The 18139-nt window shown below is 58.0% G+C and carries 13 protein-coding genes; 9 read left to right on the top strand and 4 right to left on the bottom strand.

The window, feature by feature from the left end:
* The first annotated feature begins 299 nt into the window (after positions 1-299).
* A complete protein-coding gene (locus P1X16_RS27635; protein ID WP_277235836.1) occupies positions 300-716 on the top strand; it encodes a hypothetical protein in 417 nt (138 codons plus the stop codon).
* Positions 717-1225: 509 nt separating this feature from the next.
* Here the strand turns inward: P1X16_RS27635 and P1X16_RS27630 are convergent.
* Both P1X16_RS27630 and P1X16_RS27625 read right to left on the bottom strand, forming a co-directional pair.
* Positions 1226-1624 (bottom strand): response regulator, encoded by a 399-nt coding sequence (locus P1X16_RS27630; RefSeq protein ID WP_277235834.1) that lies wholly within the window; start codon positions 1622-1624, stop codon positions 1226-1228.
* 10 nt (positions 1625-1634) lie between these two features.
* Positions 1635-3302, bottom strand: a complete 1668-nt coding sequence (locus P1X16_RS27625; RefSeq protein ID WP_277235833.1) for a PAS domain-containing sensor histidine kinase — start codon at positions 3300-3302, stop codon at positions 1635-1637.
* A 401-nt stretch (positions 3303-3703) separates the two neighbouring features.
* Here P1X16_RS27625 and P1X16_RS27620 point away from each other — a divergent pair, with 401 nt between their 5' ends.
* The 4 genes from P1X16_RS27620 to P1X16_RS27605 all read left to right on the top strand — a co-directional run bounded on the left by P1X16_RS27620 (position 3704) and on the right by P1X16_RS27605 (position 8546).
* On the top strand, positions 3704-6622 hold the full coding sequence (locus tag P1X16_RS27620) for a PAS domain-containing protein (protein WP_277235831.1): 2919 nt from the start codon (positions 3704-3706) through the stop codon (positions 6620-6622).
* Positions 6623-6660: 38 nt separating this feature from the next.
* Positions 6661-7065: a response regulator gene (locus tag P1X16_RS27615; RefSeq protein WP_277235829.1), complete on the top strand. Its 405-nt coding sequence runs from the start codon at positions 6661-6663 to the stop codon at positions 7063-7065.
* Positions 7066-7515: 450 nt separating this feature from the next.
* A complete protein-coding gene (locus P1X16_RS27610) occupies positions 7516-7785 on the top strand; it encodes a DUF1294 domain-containing protein (RefSeq protein WP_277235828.1) in 270 nt (89 codons plus the stop codon).
* A 320-nt stretch (positions 7786-8105) separates the two neighbouring features.
* A complete protein-coding gene (locus P1X16_RS27605; RefSeq protein ID WP_277235827.1) occupies positions 8106-8546 on the top strand; it encodes a DUF5958 family protein in 441 nt (146 codons plus the stop codon).
* A gap of 88 nt (positions 8547-8634) precedes the next feature.
* Here the strand turns inward: P1X16_RS27605 and P1X16_RS27600 are convergent, their stop codons facing one another.
* Entirely contained in the window at positions 8635-9042 is a 408-nt protein-coding gene (locus P1X16_RS27600) for a hypothetical protein (RefSeq protein WP_277235826.1), read from the bottom strand.
* Between the two features lie 235 nt (positions 9043-9277).
* On the opposite strand from P1X16_RS27600, the gene P1X16_RS27595 reads away from it, so the two are divergent.
* Together P1X16_RS27595 and P1X16_RS27590 are read left to right on the top strand one after the other, a co-directional pair.
* Positions 9278-9892: a hypothetical protein gene (locus P1X16_RS27595; RefSeq protein WP_277235825.1), complete on the top strand. Its 615-nt coding sequence runs from the start codon at positions 9278-9280 to the stop codon at positions 9890-9892.
* On the top strand, positions 9843-10259 hold the full coding sequence (locus P1X16_RS27590) for a hypothetical protein (protein WP_277235823.1): 417 nt from the start codon (positions 9843-9845) through the stop codon (positions 10257-10259). Before P1X16_RS27595 ends, P1X16_RS27590 begins: the two co-directional genes overlap by 50 nt.
* A 163-nt stretch (positions 10260-10422) precedes the next feature.
* Here the strand turns inward: P1X16_RS27590 and P1X16_RS27585 are convergent, their stop codons facing one another.
* Entirely contained in the window at positions 10423-11307 is an 885-nt protein-coding gene (locus P1X16_RS27585) for a DUF2911 domain-containing protein (protein ID WP_277235821.1), read from the bottom strand.
* Between the two features lie 505 nt (positions 11308-11812).
* On the opposite strand from P1X16_RS27585, the gene P1X16_RS27580 reads away from it, so the two are divergent.
* The gene (locus P1X16_RS27580) at positions 11813-14299 is read left to right on the top strand and encodes a malectin domain-containing carbohydrate-binding protein (protein ID WP_277235819.1); all 2487 of its coding nucleotides are present in this window, start codon (positions 11813-11815) and stop codon (positions 14297-14299) included.
* Positions 14300-14531: 232 nt separating this feature from the next.
* Positions 14532-18089, top strand: coding sequence for a malectin domain-containing carbohydrate-binding protein (locus tag P1X16_RS27575; protein WP_277235817.1), 3558 nt, complete (start codon positions 14532-14534; stop codon positions 18087-18089).
* The last annotated feature ends 50 nt before the right edge of the window (positions 18090-18139 follow it).

Below are 18139 nucleotides of genomic sequence, written 5' to 3'. Positions count from 1 at the left end.
CTTTCGTGCGCCAGCCAAAACGAACGATGCGATGTGCTACTCGGTCAGCCTGTCTGCTGGCAGTTTTGTTTGGGGGCGCCTGGCGGAGAAGTGTCCGGCGACAATTTAGCCTGCTCAGAAGCCAACCAGCAGGAAGGGGTGCGCTGTCGCCTTACTTGATCGAGCTTTTGTAAACTGCCAATTCGATTGCGAAGTGGGTTGAACGCTTACCGCAACTCCTTCCTCGATCCAACTGACTGGTACAGTCACACAAGCGTTCTGTTGAGTACCTTGCGCAGCACCACATCAGCACGTGCCCGATGGTTCTTATCCGCGCTGTTTGCTGGCTATGCCTGCTGGGGCTCTCCGGTTGCAGCGCACGAGCCGACTACCGATTCAAGGACTTCGTCGCCGTGGAGGCGATTGAGTCGGTCACTATGCGCAATAATGCGGGCACGTATCGCCTGAATGCGGCCGAGCTACGCCGATTCAAGCAGACACTGAGCCGGATGCAGTTCTGCCCAGATGCCCGCTTAAAAATGGGTGCCATTGGGTTTACGCTCGTGCTGCGGGGGCACGCCTATTCCATCGCTGGCCGGACCCACGGCGAGCATGTGGAAGTGCCCTGGGAATTGGTTAGCAAGCACCGGGAGGCCTTCGGTAGCCCCCGCGACAGTCACGGCCACGGGCTCATTTTCAAGTTTACGGAACCCGTGAATCTGGATAACTACCGCTAAACGTCCCTATGCCATTTGAACTAGGACTTTCCCGGCCCTACTTCCGTTCAGGAAAACGGTGGTTTACTAAGGTATTAGCAAAAGCTAAAGGCTTTCTGCGACACGAAAATGCGCACTATATACGCCTCCTTGTCGTGGCTTAGAAAGTTGGGGTCACAAAGACAGTCTCTGTTTTCTTTCTGAACCTACTTCTTAGCCCTGGTTTCTAGCGCTTTTATCGCAGAATAGATAGCAGAGGGGAGAGGGCCTGAAACCGATGAGATGTTGAGCTATGTCGACAGCCTTTGATACTAGGTTTTCTTGCCGAGTCAACGCTCGGTGGCCTCAAGCAGGCAGAGCGCATCCATTCTATAAGTGGTACGTTCACGCCTTCTAACACGGGTTTGGACTACCTCGCTGTTGTCTGCAAAGACAAGGCTGAACTGTACCTAGTAGCTGCCAGCTTACTGCTGGCTGGATTGGAGCCGTAGCGTGTGTTGTACGCCAACCAGATACAGGCCGTTGGGCTTCTAAAAATGCGCCTGCAAGACCTGCTGCAATTTCTCTTTGGTGAGTGGCTTGGTGAGGTAGCCCGCAATAGGTAGACGTTCCATCTGGGTTACGTCACTTGGGTTAAGGGAAGTGGTGAGCATGATGACCACAGCAGGCCTTCCCGAAGCTCGCTGCTGGTAAGCTTCCAGGAACTGTAAGCCATTCATCACGGGCATCTTCATGTCGAGTAGAATCAGGGCTGGGCAAGTTGGCGAAGCCAGTTGCTCACAATGGATGTGCAGCAAGTCGAGTGCTTGCTGGCCGTTGGTAGCCACCAGAATGGTATCGGTAATAGCTAGACGGCGCAGCAGCGCCTGGTTCAGGTAATTGGTCGTCTCGTCGTCATCAACGAGTAGCGTACAGGAAAGCGGGGACATACAACAAGCACTAAGAGAGCTCCACTAGGGACGATTTATCGGCCGGTTGGGGCAAGTAAACAAAAAAGGTGGTGCCGGCGCCGACTTGACTGTGCACCTCAATGCGGCCTCCAGCGTTTTCCACGATTTTCTTGACCATGTACAAGCCAATACCGGTACCCTCGACATGGTCATGAAAGCGCTGAAACATACCAAAGAGCTTGGGGAGGTGGGCGATTTCCACGCCCAGTCCGTTGTCGTGTACTTCCAGCACGGTCTGTCCGACGCGCACGTGGGCCCGCACGTCTATGTGGGGCCGCCGGTCGGGGTGACGGTACTTGAGGGCGTTACTGAGCAAGTTGTAGACCACCGAGCGCAGGTTTTTTTCGGCAAACAACACGGGTGGGAAGTCGGCAACCTGGACTACCACGGCCGCGTGGGTCTCATCAATCAGCGGCGCCAAGTCTAGGCACACGCCTTCCACAACGGCGGCCAGGTCTACGGCCGCTGCGGTTGGAGTATGCTCTTTCTGGAGCTTGGAGACTTCCGTCAGGTGCTCGATGGTACGCTGAAAGCGCGCTACTGCCTCGACCATACGCGTAAGTGTGGGCCCAATGTATTCGCCTTGCAACACGGCCGCCGGCAACTCGTCTTGCAACAGTTGAAGCAATCCTTCCAAGTTGCTGATGGGGGCTTTCAGATCGTGCGAGGCCGTGTAGATGAAGTTATCCAGGTCCACGTTGGTGCGCGTGAGCTGGGTATTACTGGCATTTAGTTCTTGGTTGATAGCCTGCAACTGCTCGGTGCGCTCTTGTACGCGCGCTTCCAGTTCCTGATTGAGCTGTTCCACCTGTCGGCGGGCCAGCACTTGCTCACTCACGTCGTAGGAGAAATTCAGCACGCCATAAATCTGTCCGGCCGCGTCGTGTAACGCTAAAAAAACGAAGTTGTAGTACACTTGCTCCAAGTGGCCGGTGCGTGTGAAGTCCACTTGAATGGGCACTTCGGTTCCGAGATAAGGAGTGCCGGTTTGGTACACCCGATCCAGCTCATCGAGGATATTTTGCTGATCCAGTTCGGGCCACACCGCGCGGATCGGCTGGCCCAGCAAGGCGCGGCCAGGAGCCTGGGCTTGGTATGCTGGGTTGACCAGCGTAAAAAGCATGTTTGGGCCTTCGTGCACAGCAACATGGGCTGGCAAGTGCCGCAGCACCTCGTGCAAGTGCTGGCGTTGTGCTTCGGCGTCGGCGCGGGCAGTTTTCTCGGCGGTCTGACTTTCGCGCAGGGCAATTTCTACCGGCGAGCGGGGCTGGTCGGCCGTATCGGTAAAGCTGACCAGCAAACCGTCTCCCGACCGGCGGGCTGCAAGGCGATAATAGTTATCGTAGCCGTCGGCTTGATAGTTGATGTTGTACTGGCGAGGCTCTCCCGAAACGAAGGCATCGACGTGAAATTGAAATGTACCGTGGGCGATGCTGTGGGGCCACTGCTGGTTATGCGTCACGGAGGGTATTTCCGGCATGGCCATCATGCGCTGCGCCACCGGGTTAAGGTACTCGAAGGTGAAATCGACGATGTCACCGGAGCCGGCCGGGTCATAGAGGGGCGTATAGAAGATAATGCCGGTCAGCGAGACGGCGAGCAAATCTTGCAGGATAACGTCGGCGGGGGCAATGGCAGCAGCGGCAGGCGAGAGCATGAGTGAAAGCGGCGAATAAAAGACCTGGCCCTTTGATGGAAACCAGCCGCGCTTGGCACAGAAGAGCCGGCGCAAACTGGGTTAAAAGTAAAAGAAAAGCTGCTAGCGGGTAAATAGCAGCTCAGTAGCCACGTTTTAATGCGCCTTATGCGTCTTTTCTATCCTTACTTAAGTAGCCGTTTAAGACGGAAAGACGTAACGTAACCGACAGTTTCTGGCCAGTGTGTTCAGGAGGGCTATACCTGCTAACCTGACGGCTACTGGCCCCGGATGCACCGAACTGAGAAGTACAGAAACCGAGTCAGATGTTGCTTCGGCAGGGGAGTAGCAGGTTTAATCTGTACTTTCTTGCTAGGGTACTGTACCTTCACACTCACCCCGCGCTTACTTGACTTCTGACCATGCCAGTTACGCCAGAACTAGGGCTTCTCTTCAATGCCCTGCCCCGGCCTTATCTGCTGCTCTCACGTGAGCTGGTCATTGAAGCCGTGAGCGACGCGTACCTGGCTGCTACGCTGACGCAGCGTGCACACTTAGTGGGGCAGAACGTGTTTGATGTCTTTCCCGACAACCCCCAAACACCGGAGGCGCAAAGTGTGCACAACCTGCGGGCCTCGTTGGAGCAAGTACTTGCTACTGGGCAGCCACACGAGATGGCACAGCAGCACTATGATGTGCCGGACCCTGAACACCCCGGCCAATTCGTCGAGCGCCATTGGCAACCGCTCAACACCCCCCTGCTGGATCCGCAGGGCCGGGTAATCAATATCATCCATTCTGCGCAAGATGTTACAACCCAAGTGCAGGCTCAGGCGCATCTGCGGGAAAGCCAAGCCGCCGAGCACGCGGCCCAGGCCGACGCCGAAGCGCAGCGCCTGCGCTTCCACGAGGTAGTGATGCAGCTACCGGCCTTCGTGGCCACCTACCACGGCCCCGACCACGTGTATCAGTTTGTCAACCCGCCCTATCAGCGCACCTTTCCGCACCGTTCTTTCATCGGCCGGCCGTTTCGCGAAGCCATGCCCGAGTCGGAAGGGCTAGGCGCCGTCGCCTTGTTCGACCGGGTGTATCAAACAGGTGAGCCGGTCTACTTGTCTGAAATGGAAGGCAGGTTTGACTTCCAGGGTACTGGCGAGCCCGAGCAGGTGTTTTTCAATCTCTACCTGCACCCGTTGCGCAACGCGCAGGGCGAGGTCGACGGCGTGCTCGACTTCTCCTATGACGTCACGGCTCAGGTGCAGGCTCGCCGGCAAGTGCAGCAACTCAACCAAGAACTGGAAACGCGCGTGCAGGAGCGCACGCAGCAGCTGCGCCACCAGCAAAGCTCACTGACCCAGATTATGCGGCAGGTGCCGGCCGCTATTGCCACCCTCAGCGGCCCGACGCACCAGTACTCGTTTTTCAACGAAGCCTGTCAGGCACTGTCCGCCGGGCGCGTCCGCCAGGGGCTCAGTGTAGCCGAAGTATTCCCTGAGGTAGTGGCACAGGGTTTTATCGACTTGCTCGACCAAGTGTACGCCACCGGCCAGCCCTTTATTGGCACGGAAACGCCTATTCACCTCCTCGATGCAGCCACTGGCCAGCTGGAATTGCTCTACCAAGACTTTATCTACCAACCCCTGCTGGATGGACAAGACCAGACGCAAGGGGTGTTGGCTTTCATCGTGGACGTGACCGATAAAGTGCGGGCTCGGCAGCAAACGGAGATCCTGCAAGCCGAACTGCTGGTTGCCGCCCAGCAGCAAGCCACTGAGCGGCTAACCTTCCACCAGATATTCGAGCAAACCCCGGCGCTGGTGGCGCTGCTGCGCGCACCTGCCCACCGCTACGAGTACGTCAACCCGCCCTACCAGGCTTTATTTCCTGAGCGCCAGCTGGTAGGCTTGAACGTGGTGGAGGCCGTACCCGAGCTGCAAGACCAGGGGTTTGTTCTCTTGCTGGACCGAGTATACCAAACTGGCGAGACGCACTTTGGCCAAGAGGTGCCGTTTGTGCGGGAACTTACCCCTGGGCAGCCGCCCCGCACCGACTATTTCAACTTCACCTACCAAGCCTACCGCGAAAATGGGGAAGTGGCGGGGGTTTCTATTTTCGCCTTCAACGTGACCGAGCAGGTGCTGGCCCGCCAGGAGCGCGAAATGCAGCGGCAGGAACTGGTACAGCTGTTTATGCAAGCGCCTGCGCCCCTCGTCATTCTCGACGGCCCCGACTTGGTGTTCCAAGTGGTAAACCCAGCCTACCAGCAAATCTTTCCCGGCCGCGAACTGGCGGGTAAACCGTTGCTGCAAGCGCTGCCCGAGCTGGTGGGTACGCCCATCCCGGAGTTATTTCAGCGGGTGTACCAGACGGGCGAGCCAATAACGGTGCAGGAGTTACCCTTGTGGATGTCCCGCCATGAGGGGCACGCCCCCGAAGAAATTTATTGGACCTTCACCTACCAGGCCCGCCGCGCAACTCATGGCATTATCGATGGTGTGCACGTTTTCGCCCACGACGTCACGGAGCAAGTGCGCACCCGCCACCGGGTACAGGAACTAAACGAAGAGCTAGCCTACACCAACCAGGAGCTAGCGACCCTCAACGAGGAGCTGCAAGCCAGCAACGAGGAACTAAACGAGAGCAACACCCAACTCACGCGCACCAACGTGGACTTGGACAACTTTATCTACACCGCCTCCCACGATCTGAAAGCGCCCATCAGTAACATCGAGGGCTTGCTCTTGGCCCTCGAGCACGAACTGCCCGCGGCCGGCCGCGTTGGCGACGTGCCTCACATGTTGACGCTGATGCAGGACGCGACCAAACGCTTTCAGCGCACCATCTTGCACCTGACGGATGTCTCGCGCCTGCAAAAAGAGCACGACCAGGCCAGTGAAACGGTATCTCTGGCCGTTGTTATTGAGGCGGTGCGCCTGGATCTGCGGCTACTTATCGAGCAAACTCAGGCTCAGCTCGACGTGCAGGTATCCCCTAGCTTGGTGCTGACGTTCTCGGAAAAGAACTTACGCTCGGTGGTCTACAACCTGCTCAGCAACGCCCTCAAGTACCGTCACCCCGAGCGCGTGCCCGAGGTACACCTGCGCTATCAGCCGCAACGCGACTACCAAGTGCTCGAAGTGCAGGATAATGGCCTGGGCCTAGACCTGTCGCAGGGGCGAGATAAACTCTTTGCCATGTTTCAGCGCCTGCACACCCACGTCGAAGGCACCGGTATTGGCTTATATATGGTCAAGAAAATGGTGGAAAACGCCGGTGGGCGCATTGAGGTAGAGAGTACGCTCGGCCAAGGGTCCACTTTCCGCGTATATTTCCGCCGGTAAAGCCGGCATCGAAGCGCATGGGTCCGTATTATCTGCCTATGGCCAAGCTTTCCTGCGTGCTGCTCGTTGATGACGACCCGACCACCAACTTTCTCAACCGCAAGCTGCTGCTGCGCATGGGCGTCACCGACCAGGTCCGGGTGGCTCTCAATGGGCGAGAAGCGCTAGCCGAGCTGCATGCTTGTCAGCAGCAGCCCACCCACTGCCCCGTCCTCCTTTTCCTCGATGTGAACATGCCCGTGATGGGTGGCCTTGAATTTTTGGAGGCCTATCAGCAACTGCCGCTCACGCAGCAGTCGGCTGTGGTAGTCGTCATGCTCACCACCTCCGTCGACCCACGCGATCAACAGCGTGCCGACCAGCTCCCCGTCGCGGCTTACTTGACCAAGCCGCTCACCCAGCAGCAGGTCGAGCAAGTACTAGCTCAGCATTTCGCTTCCTGATGAAACCCCTCCTGGCTTCATTATAAGCCAAGCAACACTCGTGCTCTGTGCCCTAGCGGACGGCTAGTTAAGGAGGCTCTTTCCAAGGACTCCAAGCCAATATGCCAGCCCTTCCTTAGCGCTCTGCTCAAGTGTCGTGGCCGGGGGCTATTCTTAAGCACTTGGGTGGGCACAAATACTTTGAGGTGGTCTAGTTTAATCGGACAGAAGAAGGATCTAGAGTGTAGTTGAAGAAGTACAGCTTAACGTCTTATTGAACATAAGCTTTACTTCTCGGCCAGCGATAAGCCTGCTACTTCTACCGTATGAGCTCCAGCTCGGTGCCTGTTTTACGGCGCGATAACGGGCCTTTATCAAACCCGATCCGAAAGACCGTAGCTGTTTAGAGCACTCTTAACTTGACTGCAACGCCATAACTTGCGGCTCCACTGGTATCCCGTCGTTCGACCCATGACCATCCTGTTGAGCTGCCTGTTGTTGGTCAATCTGTTGTGTTTCGGGCTCTTCGCCCTGGATAAACGCAAAGCCCAACGGGGTCAACGACGCATTGCCGAGAAAACGCTGCACTTAGCGACGCTGCCGGGCGCGGCGCCCGGCGCGTGGGCCGCGATGTGGCTGCTCCCCCATAAAAACCGCAAAGCCGCTTTTTGGGGGGTTACCCTAGCCCTAACGCTGCTGCAAGGGGCGGTGCTCTATTGCACGTGGCCTTTCTTCCGCTGAACGAGGCCCGTTCCAGGCACGACCGTTTCGCTGCACTTGGGTCACTACCAGGGGCCGGCGTGCGGGCTAGAGTAGGCACAGTGCGGGTGAAGTGGTCTGGTTTAACAGGACAGCGCTAGGGCTTACATCACGGCTGAATACGCTACTTATACGTTAGCACGACTTGCCCTCCTATTCAACATAATCGTGGTTCTCGGACTACGCCCCGATGAAACGCATCCCGGTGGGCCCTTTCGTGCACGAGCAATCATAAACTGGCCTCTAGGGGAGAACTGACTGATGTTGTTCACCAAAATGAGGGCAATGTTGTAATTGCAGGCATGAATCTACCCGAAGAAGTTGCGCTCAATCAATTTGGCCAGGGTCTGCGCCCACACGCCGAATTGCTGGGGCATTTTCATTCGCTGCCGGCGGATGCACAGCGGCATCACTTGCAGGGATTAATTGACCTGATTCAGCAATCCAAGGTTTGCCCCGCGGACATCGAGCCCGCCATTGCGGAGAGCGGCCCGCGGCCCACGTATACCCCGTGCGTGGTTTTGCGCACACACGGCTTGGTGCCGGGAGTAGCTCGGCTGCTGGCTCTACCTCTTACCGAGCGCGAGCGTGCCTACCACCTGCTCTACCTGTTCAAGCAGGCGTACCAGCGTCGGTTTGCGGCCGAAAAGAACGACCCAACCAAGTGGTGGTACTGGGACTTATCTACCCCGGATACAGTTGATTCGCTCTTGAACGAACAACCCGAAAAGCCTAGCAGGTAATGCAGCCAAATGGTGGTTTAGATGAGGTGCAAAGCCTTTTACGTATTGTAATTCACCGTTCTTTAAACGTTACGCGGGGTTTGCTCTACTACTGTAGATAATCTTGAGCGGTCTCCTTTACCTCTTCCGAAGCCATTGGATGAGCGAGTACCACCTCGTATAAGCTATTGATGGGATGCCCTGCCACTAGAGCCTGTCCAGCATTTGCTATTCTTCGCAGCATGGTAAGCGTGAGTTCGGTCGGCTGGCGGCGCAAGGAATCAACCAACTCGGCTTCGTAATCGGGATAGGCTTCCAATGCATGGAGTACGCCCCATAATACACCGGCGCTCTCGTCTTCTGGGAAACGTTCGAGTAAGTGAAAAAGCGGCACCAAGGCCTCAGCAGGGTGTTCTTCTTGCCACAACTCTTGCAGTAAGTTCTCTAAAGCGAGCCAATCATCCTCTAGCGGCTGGAAGGTCTCAATATCGTGCAGGATAGCGGAAGTGGAACGCATGAAAGGGAATAGAATGAAAGCTTACAACAGCAAAATGCTATATCGGCTATAAGGGTGAATCAAGCAAGAATTATCCTTATTCCGAGCCTTCGCTTATAATTTATATTATGTCAATCAACTATTACAAGAATACGAATACTCTGCCCAGCGCTATCCTGTATCTTTAAAATTATATTCAGGCCCTGCTTAACTCGGACTGTTAACATTATCCTCCCCGGTTATTCCTCCTTGCCTCATGCGTCCTCATTCTATCTTGGTGATGAGCCTCTGGTTAGGCGCGTGTTCTGCCGAGCCTGACCACCCCGCGCGGTCCCTGACCACGACGGGGCTACACGTAGTCGAAGTGGATCCCAAGCTCTTTCGCGTGCTAACCGATTCCATCCCCTCCCCGACCGCCCACTACTACCGCATTGCCAGCCAGGCGGACCGTTCTGCTCAGCCGCCGGATTATCCTCCTCGACTACCCCTGCGCACGGTTGCCGATACGCTGCAGGCCATTGCGCACTTGCTGGCCTTCGAACACGACACCCGGCGCTGTGGGCTGCCCATCATGTGCTGGGAGAATCTCGAGTCCTCAAAGATCTATGAGGAAGCGGAACGAGAATACTCGATTCAGGTCGAAGCCCTGTTTCTCATCAATCAACTCTACTATCGGGCTCCCTTTCGCTTTGCCTGCTATCCGGCCTTGAGCGATCAGACGGGGCAGGTGCAGAGTATAGACGGGTCCGTCGTGCACCGTGCCTACCAAGCCTACCGGGCGTGGTTTAAGCGGCTCAAGCCAGCAGATTTCGCTAAGCCCGATGGAATCAAACCGGATCCGCTCGCCAACAGTGGCATTCGCTGGTACTAGCACCCAGTCGCACCAAGTGCTAGTACCAGCGAATGCCCTCAAACGGGCCATGCCTATGAACTATGGATTTTGGATCTGGAAGCAGAAATTAACGGCCGTGCTCACCATGCTGGCCCTCGCTGTTGACACTTCCCTAGGAGAGGAGGAGATAGAGGCGATTAACTACAGCTTACTTGGCACGAATGAAGGCCGCCCGGAATGGGCAGAATATATCTTCGACTCAACTAGCCGCTTGCAACTCCAACTTGCTTTAGACGAGGATGATCCAGAGATGGTACACTTAGTCGTCACCGGGCCAGTAGAGATTTGGGAACGACTAAAGCTAATTGATGCCATTCAAGCAGCATTCAGTTTTATGCGGTTATAAATCGGTACAGTTAATCCAACTCTTATTCGCGAAGGTGAGCTGATTTTATATCTGTCCGAGAAGTCGAATTATGTCAAGTAGCTATCAAACCTTCGCTATATAAGACCTCCTTCCTTATCGTCTCTGTTTCGTGACAAGAGCGCTATCTGCTCGTCAAGCAGCCTCATGGTTTGGCACCGACTTCGCGCAGCAGTTGTTGATTGAGCAGCGTGTACTCGGCTTTGGCTACTTCGTTTTTATCGGCTTTGATCCACTGTAGCGACTGCCGGACCGCCGCCACCGCTTCTTGCTTTTTGCCTTGCTTCTGGAGCAGTTTAGCTTTCCAGTAATAGCCTTCATATTGGTCACTGGCACTGGCCAAGTGCGCTTTGAGAAATTCATCGAGCCAGCCGACGGCAGGCGTGAGGTTGGGTTGGTTGGAGTGGTAGTAGTAGAGCGCCGCCGTGAAGTAGGGCTTCTTCTCGCCCTGCATCGCTTGCTGAATCTGCTTCAGAATCAGGTGGTTCGGAGTGGCCAGCAACGGAACGCTGACTTGGGTGTTCTCCCAGATCAGGGTGAGGTCGGCCGCCGTCGGGCGCACGTTTTCCAGGGTGAGCGTCAGGGTTTCGTGCGGCACGGCCAGCGGGGTCACGTGGGCGGTAATGCGCACCACATCGAGCGCTTGGTTGTATTCATATGCCCCCCACTGGGCCGTGTCGCGGTTGAGAATAATCGTCCAGTCGGATTTACCCGGGATGGTGAACAGCGAATACGTGCCGGCGGGCACAGCCTGGCCACCCACTTGCATCGCTTCGCCCAGGTGGATTGTGGTGGCCGTGTTGGCCCCCGTACGCCAGACCTGGCCATAGGGTACCAGCCCGCTAAAGGCCTGGCGTCCCTTCAGCGAAGGGCGGCAGTAGCGCAACTCGACAAAGGAGGTAGAAAACGCCTGGCGAATCGTGACCGCGGGGCTCACCTGCGGCAGCACGAGCTTGGTTTGGGCGTGGGCCTTACGAGCGGCCAGCCCTAGTAAAAGAGTTAGGAGCAACCCGGTGAAAAAGTGTTTCATGGCCCTAAAGATAGGCTTGGGGGCATCTAATGACACCGTCTGAAAGACGAGTCGTAGAAGAGCGCGTCTCTTTCCCTCCACGGCCATTGCCAGGTGCCCAACGCATCGCTGTATAGCTGTGATAAGGGCCCCTTATCGGGGGTGATCGACAAGCCACATATTCTATAGCAAAAACAACAGACGCATGCCAACAGAGAAAAGGTTGGCGCCAATATTAAGATTATGTGCATCCCCTCTGTTTTAACAACTGCGGCGCGCCGCGGCCCGTAGAAGACGCGTTACCCTATTGAATTGACTGCTATACGTATCTGCTGCGGGGCCCCAGGGCGCCGCTGATTGCCTTATTCACCATCCAGGCCGACACCCTGTGCGTTCCCTGGTTACCGATTTACTTACCTACTCCCCGCCTGCTCTCTACTCGCTCCCCACAGGTCGTGCGGCTCTATCGCACGTGAGTAGGCCTTGTTGTGTGCTGTTTCTCTTTTCCTAATTTATACGTTACGCTATGCTTGCACTCGTACCCCCGCACGGCACCTCCACCACAGTTTGGTTTTTCTTTCGACGAGTTAAAGCGTTAGCTGCCCGCCAGTTGGCTAGCCCAGTGATCCCGGCCACGGTCCTGCGGGCCTGGCCTTGGCTGCTCGGGGCGTTGCTCGCCAGTTGCCAGCTCACCCCGGCCTGGGCCCAGGCCCCCCAGGTTGCCTATCGCGCGCCCCTGGAAATCAAGCGGGGTGGCACTTATTCCGGCAACTTCCGCAGTCTTGACGCGCGGGTGCCCTGCATCAAGATCCGCACCCACGAACCCGTGATCCTGGAAAATTGCATCCTGGCCGGCGCCGGCGCCCTGATCCTGGCCGACAGCACCCGGCATGACATCACGGTGCGCCACTGTCGGGGGTACGGCTTGGTCACGGGGAATGAGACCCAACCCCGGGGCCGGTTTTTGGACGTGGTACAGGCCCGCTCAATCCGAGTGGAACACAATTATATGGAGAATACGGCCGGCATCTACCTCTACCAGTGGAGTGGGGACGGTTCGGCCGCTAACACGCTCACCGTCGTAGCCAACGACGCCCGGAACCTGGACGGTCGCTTCCGGTCCCAGTACGACTTTGTCAGCTTCCTGCAGCTCAACCAGGTACACGCGCTGGCCGGTGCCGACATCGCCTGGAACCGCGTGGTGAACCTGCCCACCGAGAGCTTGGTGGAAGACAACCTCAACTTCTTCAATTCGGGCGGCACGGCCCAAAGCCCGGTCCGGGTGCACGATAATTATATCTACGGCTCTTTTGGGGTGGGCGACCTGAGCCAGGTTGACCACACGGGCACCGGCATCAACTGCGACGGGGACGCGACCACCCCGGCCGACGCCACCCAGTACATCGAGGCCAACGATAATGTGATCGTGGCTACTACGAATGCGGGCATGAACATTGCCAGCGGGCACCACCTCACCTACCGCAATAATCTCATCGTGAGTGCCGCGCAGGCCGTGGTTAACGGGCAGCCCGTGCCGGTGAAAGCCGCGTTCGCCGGCATGTCGGTGTTTTCCTACTACCAGCAGCCGTTCTTTGGCAACCACACGGTGGAGGGCAACACGATCGGCTACCTCAATGGCAGCTCGCGCCAACGCAAGGATATCAGCGATCCGAGCCCCTATCAGGCCAATCCGGCTCTGCAAACCGCCCTGCCCGACCCGATCACCCGCGCCACGGAGGAGGAGGCCTACCAGCAGTGGCTAAGGCGGGTAGAGCGCAGCGGCGTTACGCTCGGGCCGGCGGGGTTGCGCGTGCCGGAGAATCCGCCGGCCACCACGGCGGGCCTCGCTTACCAGTACTATGAGGGCTTCTGGGACACGTTGCCGTCTTTCGGTGGCTTGTCCGCCACGCAGAGCGGGATTACCCCCGATCTGAACCTGAGCACGGTGGCCCGGCGCGACTATGGCTACGCCGTGCAGTACACCGGCTACCTGACCGTGCCGACGGACGGACAGTACACGTTTGCCACGACCTCCGACGACGGCTCGCGGCTCTATATCGGCTCGCAGCTGGTCGTGGACAACGACGGGCTGCACGCCAGCCAGCAGCGGTCGGGCACGATCGGGCTGCGGGCTGGCACCCACGCCTTGACCGTGGCTTTTTTCCAAAACGGGGGAGGGCAGCAACTAGAGGTCAGGTACCAAGTTCCCGGTCAAACCCTGCAGGTAGTGCCCGCCAGTGCCTTCCGGCGCCCGGCGGCGACAACTTCGACCGTGCTGCACCGCATCAATGCCGGGGGGGGAGACCTAACCACGAGCTGGGGCCCGTTTGCGGCCGACCAGTACGCCAATGTCGGGAGCTCCTATGTTACCTCCCAGCCCATTGCCGGGACTTCCGACGACGCTCTCTACCAAAGCGAGCACAACGGCAATTTCCGTTACTCGTTCCCCGTCGCCAACGGTTCCTACACGGTCGTGCTGCATTTCGCGGAAATTTACTGGTCCCAGCCCGGCCAGCGCGTCTTTGACGTGGCCCTGGAAGGCGTTACCCGCCTCGATGACTACGATATCGTCGCCCGGGTCGGACCCTTGACGGCCACCACCGAAACGCTGCCGGTTACGGTCACGGATGGCTGGCTGGATATCGATTTTCAAGCCCGCGTGGATCTGGCCAAGGTATCGGCTATTGAAGTTTTGAGCACTGCCGGTAGTAACCGCGCTCTAGGCCAGCCGCTTGCGCAAGCTACCAGCAACCGGGCTCAAGTCCTGCAGACCTATCCTAATCCGGCCCACACCACCCTGTTGCTGACTTGCTCGGCCGTTGGTAGTGGCAGCGCCACGCTGACCTTAGCCACTACTCAAGGCCGCATAGTACGACGTCAAACTCTAGTTCTGCAGGCGGGTGCCAACCAGCTCACGCTACCCGTGGAGGGGATAGCGTCGGGGCTCTACCTCCTAACCCTAGTGGAACCTGGACGGCCTGCTCAGCACCAAAAAGTGCTGATTCAGCACTAAAGCCAGTGCGCACTACGCCGTTAATGGCTAGCGGGCTGGTCGCCCCACGGCGCAAACCGGCTCCGGGCAGGGTAGCCATTAACTGCCCCCCCGCTTTTATGACTCGACTACTACCTGCTGCTTGGTATTCCGACCAGTAAAGCCGCATGCTGCTTCCGTATTCATGGCACTCGTTGTTTTGAGTTGATTACTGCTTTTGCACACATGTTCATTCACCCTTACTACTATTCCTATGAAACAAGCTTATCTCTTTTCTGCGGGTCGTCGGGTCGCGCTCGCCCTACTGGTGCTGCTTGGCAGCTACAGTTGCCCACTGGTGGCGTGGGCCCAGCTCGCTATTATCAACAGCAGCCCCTCCGCCAAGCCTGGCGAAGCCATAAGCCTGCAAGGTAGTTTTAGCGCGACGGCCAAAATCTACTTCCAAAGTGCGGCGGGCACCCAGCAGCTTATTCCGCTGACGCAGCGCGTGGGCCAGGCTACGGTGCAAGTACCCGGGAGCGCACCGCTGGGCCGTTATCAGCTTTGGGTGGAGGAAGGCAGCGCCCGCAGCGCCGCCGTCGCCGTGAACCAAGCGTACGGCCAACACTTTGATACGCCGGAAGTAGCACCTAGCAGCCGCTTCCGGCTCTTCGGGCGCAATTTACAGCTACCCGGCAGCACGACGCAAGTGCGCATTGGCCCTTACGCAGCCACCGTCAACGCCAGCCTCAGCGACGCTTATACCCTATCGGTTACGGCCCCTAGCACCCTACCGGCTGGTACGTACGACGTGTTTGTCACCAACGGCAGCGGCGAAACCAAGGTGGAGCAGCAGTTAACCGCCATTGCCGCCGGCCCGGACTTTTTCGCTATCGGCCTGCCTTGGGCCGCCAAATTCACTGCCGCGATTACCAGCAACGTCTACAACGTGAAAACTGATGCCCGGCTCGGGGGCCGCTTTGCGAAGGGCAATGATATCGACAACGATGCCCCCGCTATTCAGAATGCCATTGATGTGGCTGCGGCCGCCGGGGGCGGCATTGTCGATCTGCCCGCCGGCACCTACCGCCTGGACGGCATGGGCTATATTTTGCGGCTGAAGAGCCGGGTTATTCTGCGCGGGGCAGGCCGCGACCTAACTACGATCAAGCTCGTCGGCCAAGAGGTTAACGGGCAAGCCTGGGCTTTTCTGTACGAAAACAACCCGACCCTGACGGGCCTGCTCAACCTGACGTACGTCAACGAGGCCGACCTGAGCTTCGAGCACCCCAAGCGCAACATGCTCGGCAGTGCCACCGAGACGTTTATCAAGAACTGCCGCTTCACCCTCAACGAGAGCACTTGGCTCGAACTCAATGGCTCCAACAAGATTGCTTTCACCGACAACATTGTTACGCAGGGTGCCAACCTGAAACTAGAAGGTGGGCACGGGCCCGTGCGGATGGATGGGTGCCGCAATTACTACGTGGCCCGCAACACCATTACCTACGGCGTAGATGGCTTCAACCTCAACCGTACCAACGCCGGCGTGTGGGAAGACAACACCATCATCCGCGACGGCAGCGCCGTCTATCCGAAGGGCAAGGTCAACCACGTGCTCATAGTCAACTACGCCGAGAACTTCGCCTGCCTCAACAACCAGTTCCAGGTGATCAATAAAGCGGCGATGGCCGACCGCGAAATCAACGATGGCGAGACCATCATTGCCGAGGGGGGACCCAATGCCAAGACCTTCGAAAGCGTGGGGACCGTGGTCTCGGCTTCAACTAACACCGTCGTCGTGGAACAGGACTGGCTCAACCCGGACAACAATGATCTTAGCCGGGCCATTGTCGCCATTGTCAAGGGCAAGGGGGTGGGCCAATGGCGACGCGTGGCGAGTCGAGTGGGTAACACGCTGACGCTGAACCAGAACTGGACTGTTGTGCCCGATACCAGCAGCCGCTACGCCACCTTTGTGTGGGGCGCCCGCAATTGGCTCGTGCAGCGCAACACGATGAGCAACAACCGGCGCGGCATCACTCTCTACCACAACGCGACGACGGACGTGGCGATCGTCGACAATACGCTCACTAACAACGGCTCAATTGACTTGACGCCCTTGCAGCGTCAGTTAAGGGATGGAGACGTCACGATCGGGTTTAATCCTATCTTTAACACGCAGATTGTGGGTAACCGAGTGGATTGCAGCGGGGACACGTATTCCGGCGCCTTTATTGGGGCGCACACCGTGCAGCACGCGTATCGGAACACGTTCGGCACCTCGGTTATCGGCTTGGAAGTGCGCGACAACAAGCTCACGGCTCGCCTGCCTAACGTACCCGCCCAAGTAGACGCCGTGTTTCCCAACGGGTATTTGAACTACTTGGAATATCATCCCAACGGCACCTACATCGACGAAGGCATTCCCGTGCTGCTGGGCAGTATTCTGCAAAACAACGAGGCCGTCAACTGCGAAAAGGCCGTTTATCTTAACTCCGGCTCGTACAACACGCTGGTGTGCAACACGCGCCTGACGGGCACTAGCACCCTGCTCGACGACCGGGCGCTAGACAACGTCACCCATGCCTCCGTGGGCACCAGCACCAGCTGCGAGAATGCGCCCACTAGCCCGACCACGCTGCGCACCCCGGAGAATCCAGCTAATGCCGTGGCCGGCCTCGACTACCAGTACTACGAAGGGTTTTGGGACGCGCTGCCCAATTTTAGTAGTCTAACGCCTACGACCACCGGCACTGTAACCAGCTTCGATCTGAACGCCGTCGTGCAGCGCAACTACGGCTACGCCGTCCACTATACGGGCTATGTGACGGTGCCCGCCGACGGGCAGTACACCTTCACCACGCTCTCCGACGACGGCTCGCGACTTTATATCGGCTCGCAATTAGTTGTCGACAACGACGGGCTGCACGGCGACCAGGAACGGTCGGGCACGATTGGGCTGCGGGCCGGTACGCATGCCTTTACCGTGGACTTTTTGCAGAACGGGGGAGATCAGCACCTGCTGGTGAGTTACCAGGTGCCCGGCCAAAGCCGGCAGTTGATTCCCACCCAGGCGCTGCGCCGGGTGGGTCCGGCCACCGTCGTGTACCGCATTAACGCGGGCGGTAGCGCGATTACGACTAGCCGGGGTGCATTTGCCGCCGACCAGTACGCCATTGCCGGAAGCGGGTACGCGCAGAACGTGGCCATCGCCAACACGCCCGATCCGGCCTTGTACCAGAGTGAGCGCAACGGCACGTTCGGCTACTCGTTCCCGGTGCCGAACGGGTCCTACTCGCTGGTGCTGCATTTTGCCGAAATCTACTGGACCCAGCCCGGGCAGCGGGTGTTCAATGTCGGCGTGGAGGGCACTACCCGCCTTGCCAACTACGACATTGTGGCCAAGGTCGGACCGCGCACGGCCACGACCGAAACGTTGCCGGTGACCGTAAGCGACGGCGCGCTGGACTTGACGTTCGCAGCCAGCGTCGACCAAGCCAAAGTATCGGCTATTGAAGTGGTGAGCGGTGGCGTAGCGCGGCCGCTGAGCGCCGCGGGTGTTCAACCCAGTACGGCTGGGTGGGACGTGTACCCCAACCCGACGGCGGGCGCTTTCACTGTGAGCTGTCAGGCCGCGGAGGCCCAGCAAGCCACGCTGACCCTAACCGACGCGCTTGGGCGCCAAGTCAGGCAGCAGGTAGCGGCGCTGCGCGCGGGCCTGAACCAGCTAGTCGTACCAGCAGCAGGATTGCCCGCCGGGATTTATCACCTCACGCTTTCTGCTCCCGGAACTGCCTTGCGCAGCCAGAAAGTAGTCATTCAGCCGTAATGGGTTGTAATCGGCTTTAACACAGCGGCCCCCGTCACGACCCTACCTAG

Origin of the sequence: Hymenobacter sp. YC55, from assembly GCF_029433095.1 — a bacterium.
GTDB lineage: Bacteria > Bacteroidota > Bacteroidia > Cytophagales > Hymenobacteraceae > Hymenobacter.
Note: the sequence above shows the minus strand (reverse complement) of the source record. Positions and strands in the feature narration are given on the sequence as shown.

Bases quoted from the DNA above. Each gene is read 5' to 3' on its own strand.
- P1X16_RS27575 (WP_277235817.1), top strand. From the start codon at position 14,532: ATGAAACAAGCTTATCTCTTTTCTGCGGGTCGTCGGGTCGCGCTCGCC.
- P1X16_RS27610 (WP_277235828.1), top strand. From the start codon at position 7,516: ATGACCATCCTGTTGAGCTGCCTGTTGTTGGTCAATCTGTTGTGTTTC.
- P1X16_RS27605 (WP_277235827.1), top strand. From the start codon at position 8,106: ATGAATCTACCCGAAGAAGTTGCGCTCAATCAATTTGGCCAGGGTCTG.
- P1X16_RS27615 (WP_277235829.1), top strand. From the start codon at position 6,661: ATGGCCAAGCTTTCCTGCGTGCTGCTCGTTGATGACGACCCGACCACC.
- P1X16_RS27620 (WP_277235831.1), top strand. From the start codon at position 3,704: ATGCCAGTTACGCCAGAACTAGGGCTTCTCTTCAATGCCCTGCCCCGG.
- P1X16_RS27630 (WP_277235834.1), bottom strand. From the start codon at position 1,624: ATGTCCCCGCTTTCCTGTACGCTACTCGTTGATGACGACGAGACGACC.
- P1X16_RS27585 (WP_277235821.1), bottom strand. From the start codon at position 11,307: ATGAAACACTTTTTCACCGGGTTGCTCCTAACTCTTTTACTAGGGCTG.
- P1X16_RS27625 (WP_277235833.1), bottom strand. From the start codon at position 3,302: ATGCTCTCGCCTGCCGCTGCTGCCATTGCCCCCGCCGACGTTATCCTG.
- P1X16_RS27580 (WP_277235819.1), top strand. From the start codon at position 11,813: ATGCTTGCACTCGTACCCCCGCACGGCACCTCCACCACAGTTTGGTTT.
- P1X16_RS27590 (WP_277235823.1), top strand. From the start codon at position 9,843: ATGGAATCAAACCGGATCCGCTCGCCAACAGTGGCATTCGCTGGTACT.
- P1X16_RS27600 (WP_277235826.1), bottom strand. From the start codon at position 9,042: ATGCGTTCCACTTCCGCTATCCTGCACGATATTGAGACCTTCCAGCCG.
- P1X16_RS27635 (WP_277235836.1), top strand. From the start codon at position 300: ATGGTTCTTATCCGCGCTGTTTGCTGGCTATGCCTGCTGGGGCTCTCC.
- P1X16_RS27595 (WP_277235825.1), top strand. From the start codon at position 9,278: ATGCGTCCTCATTCTATCTTGGTGATGAGCCTCTGGTTAGGCGCGTGT.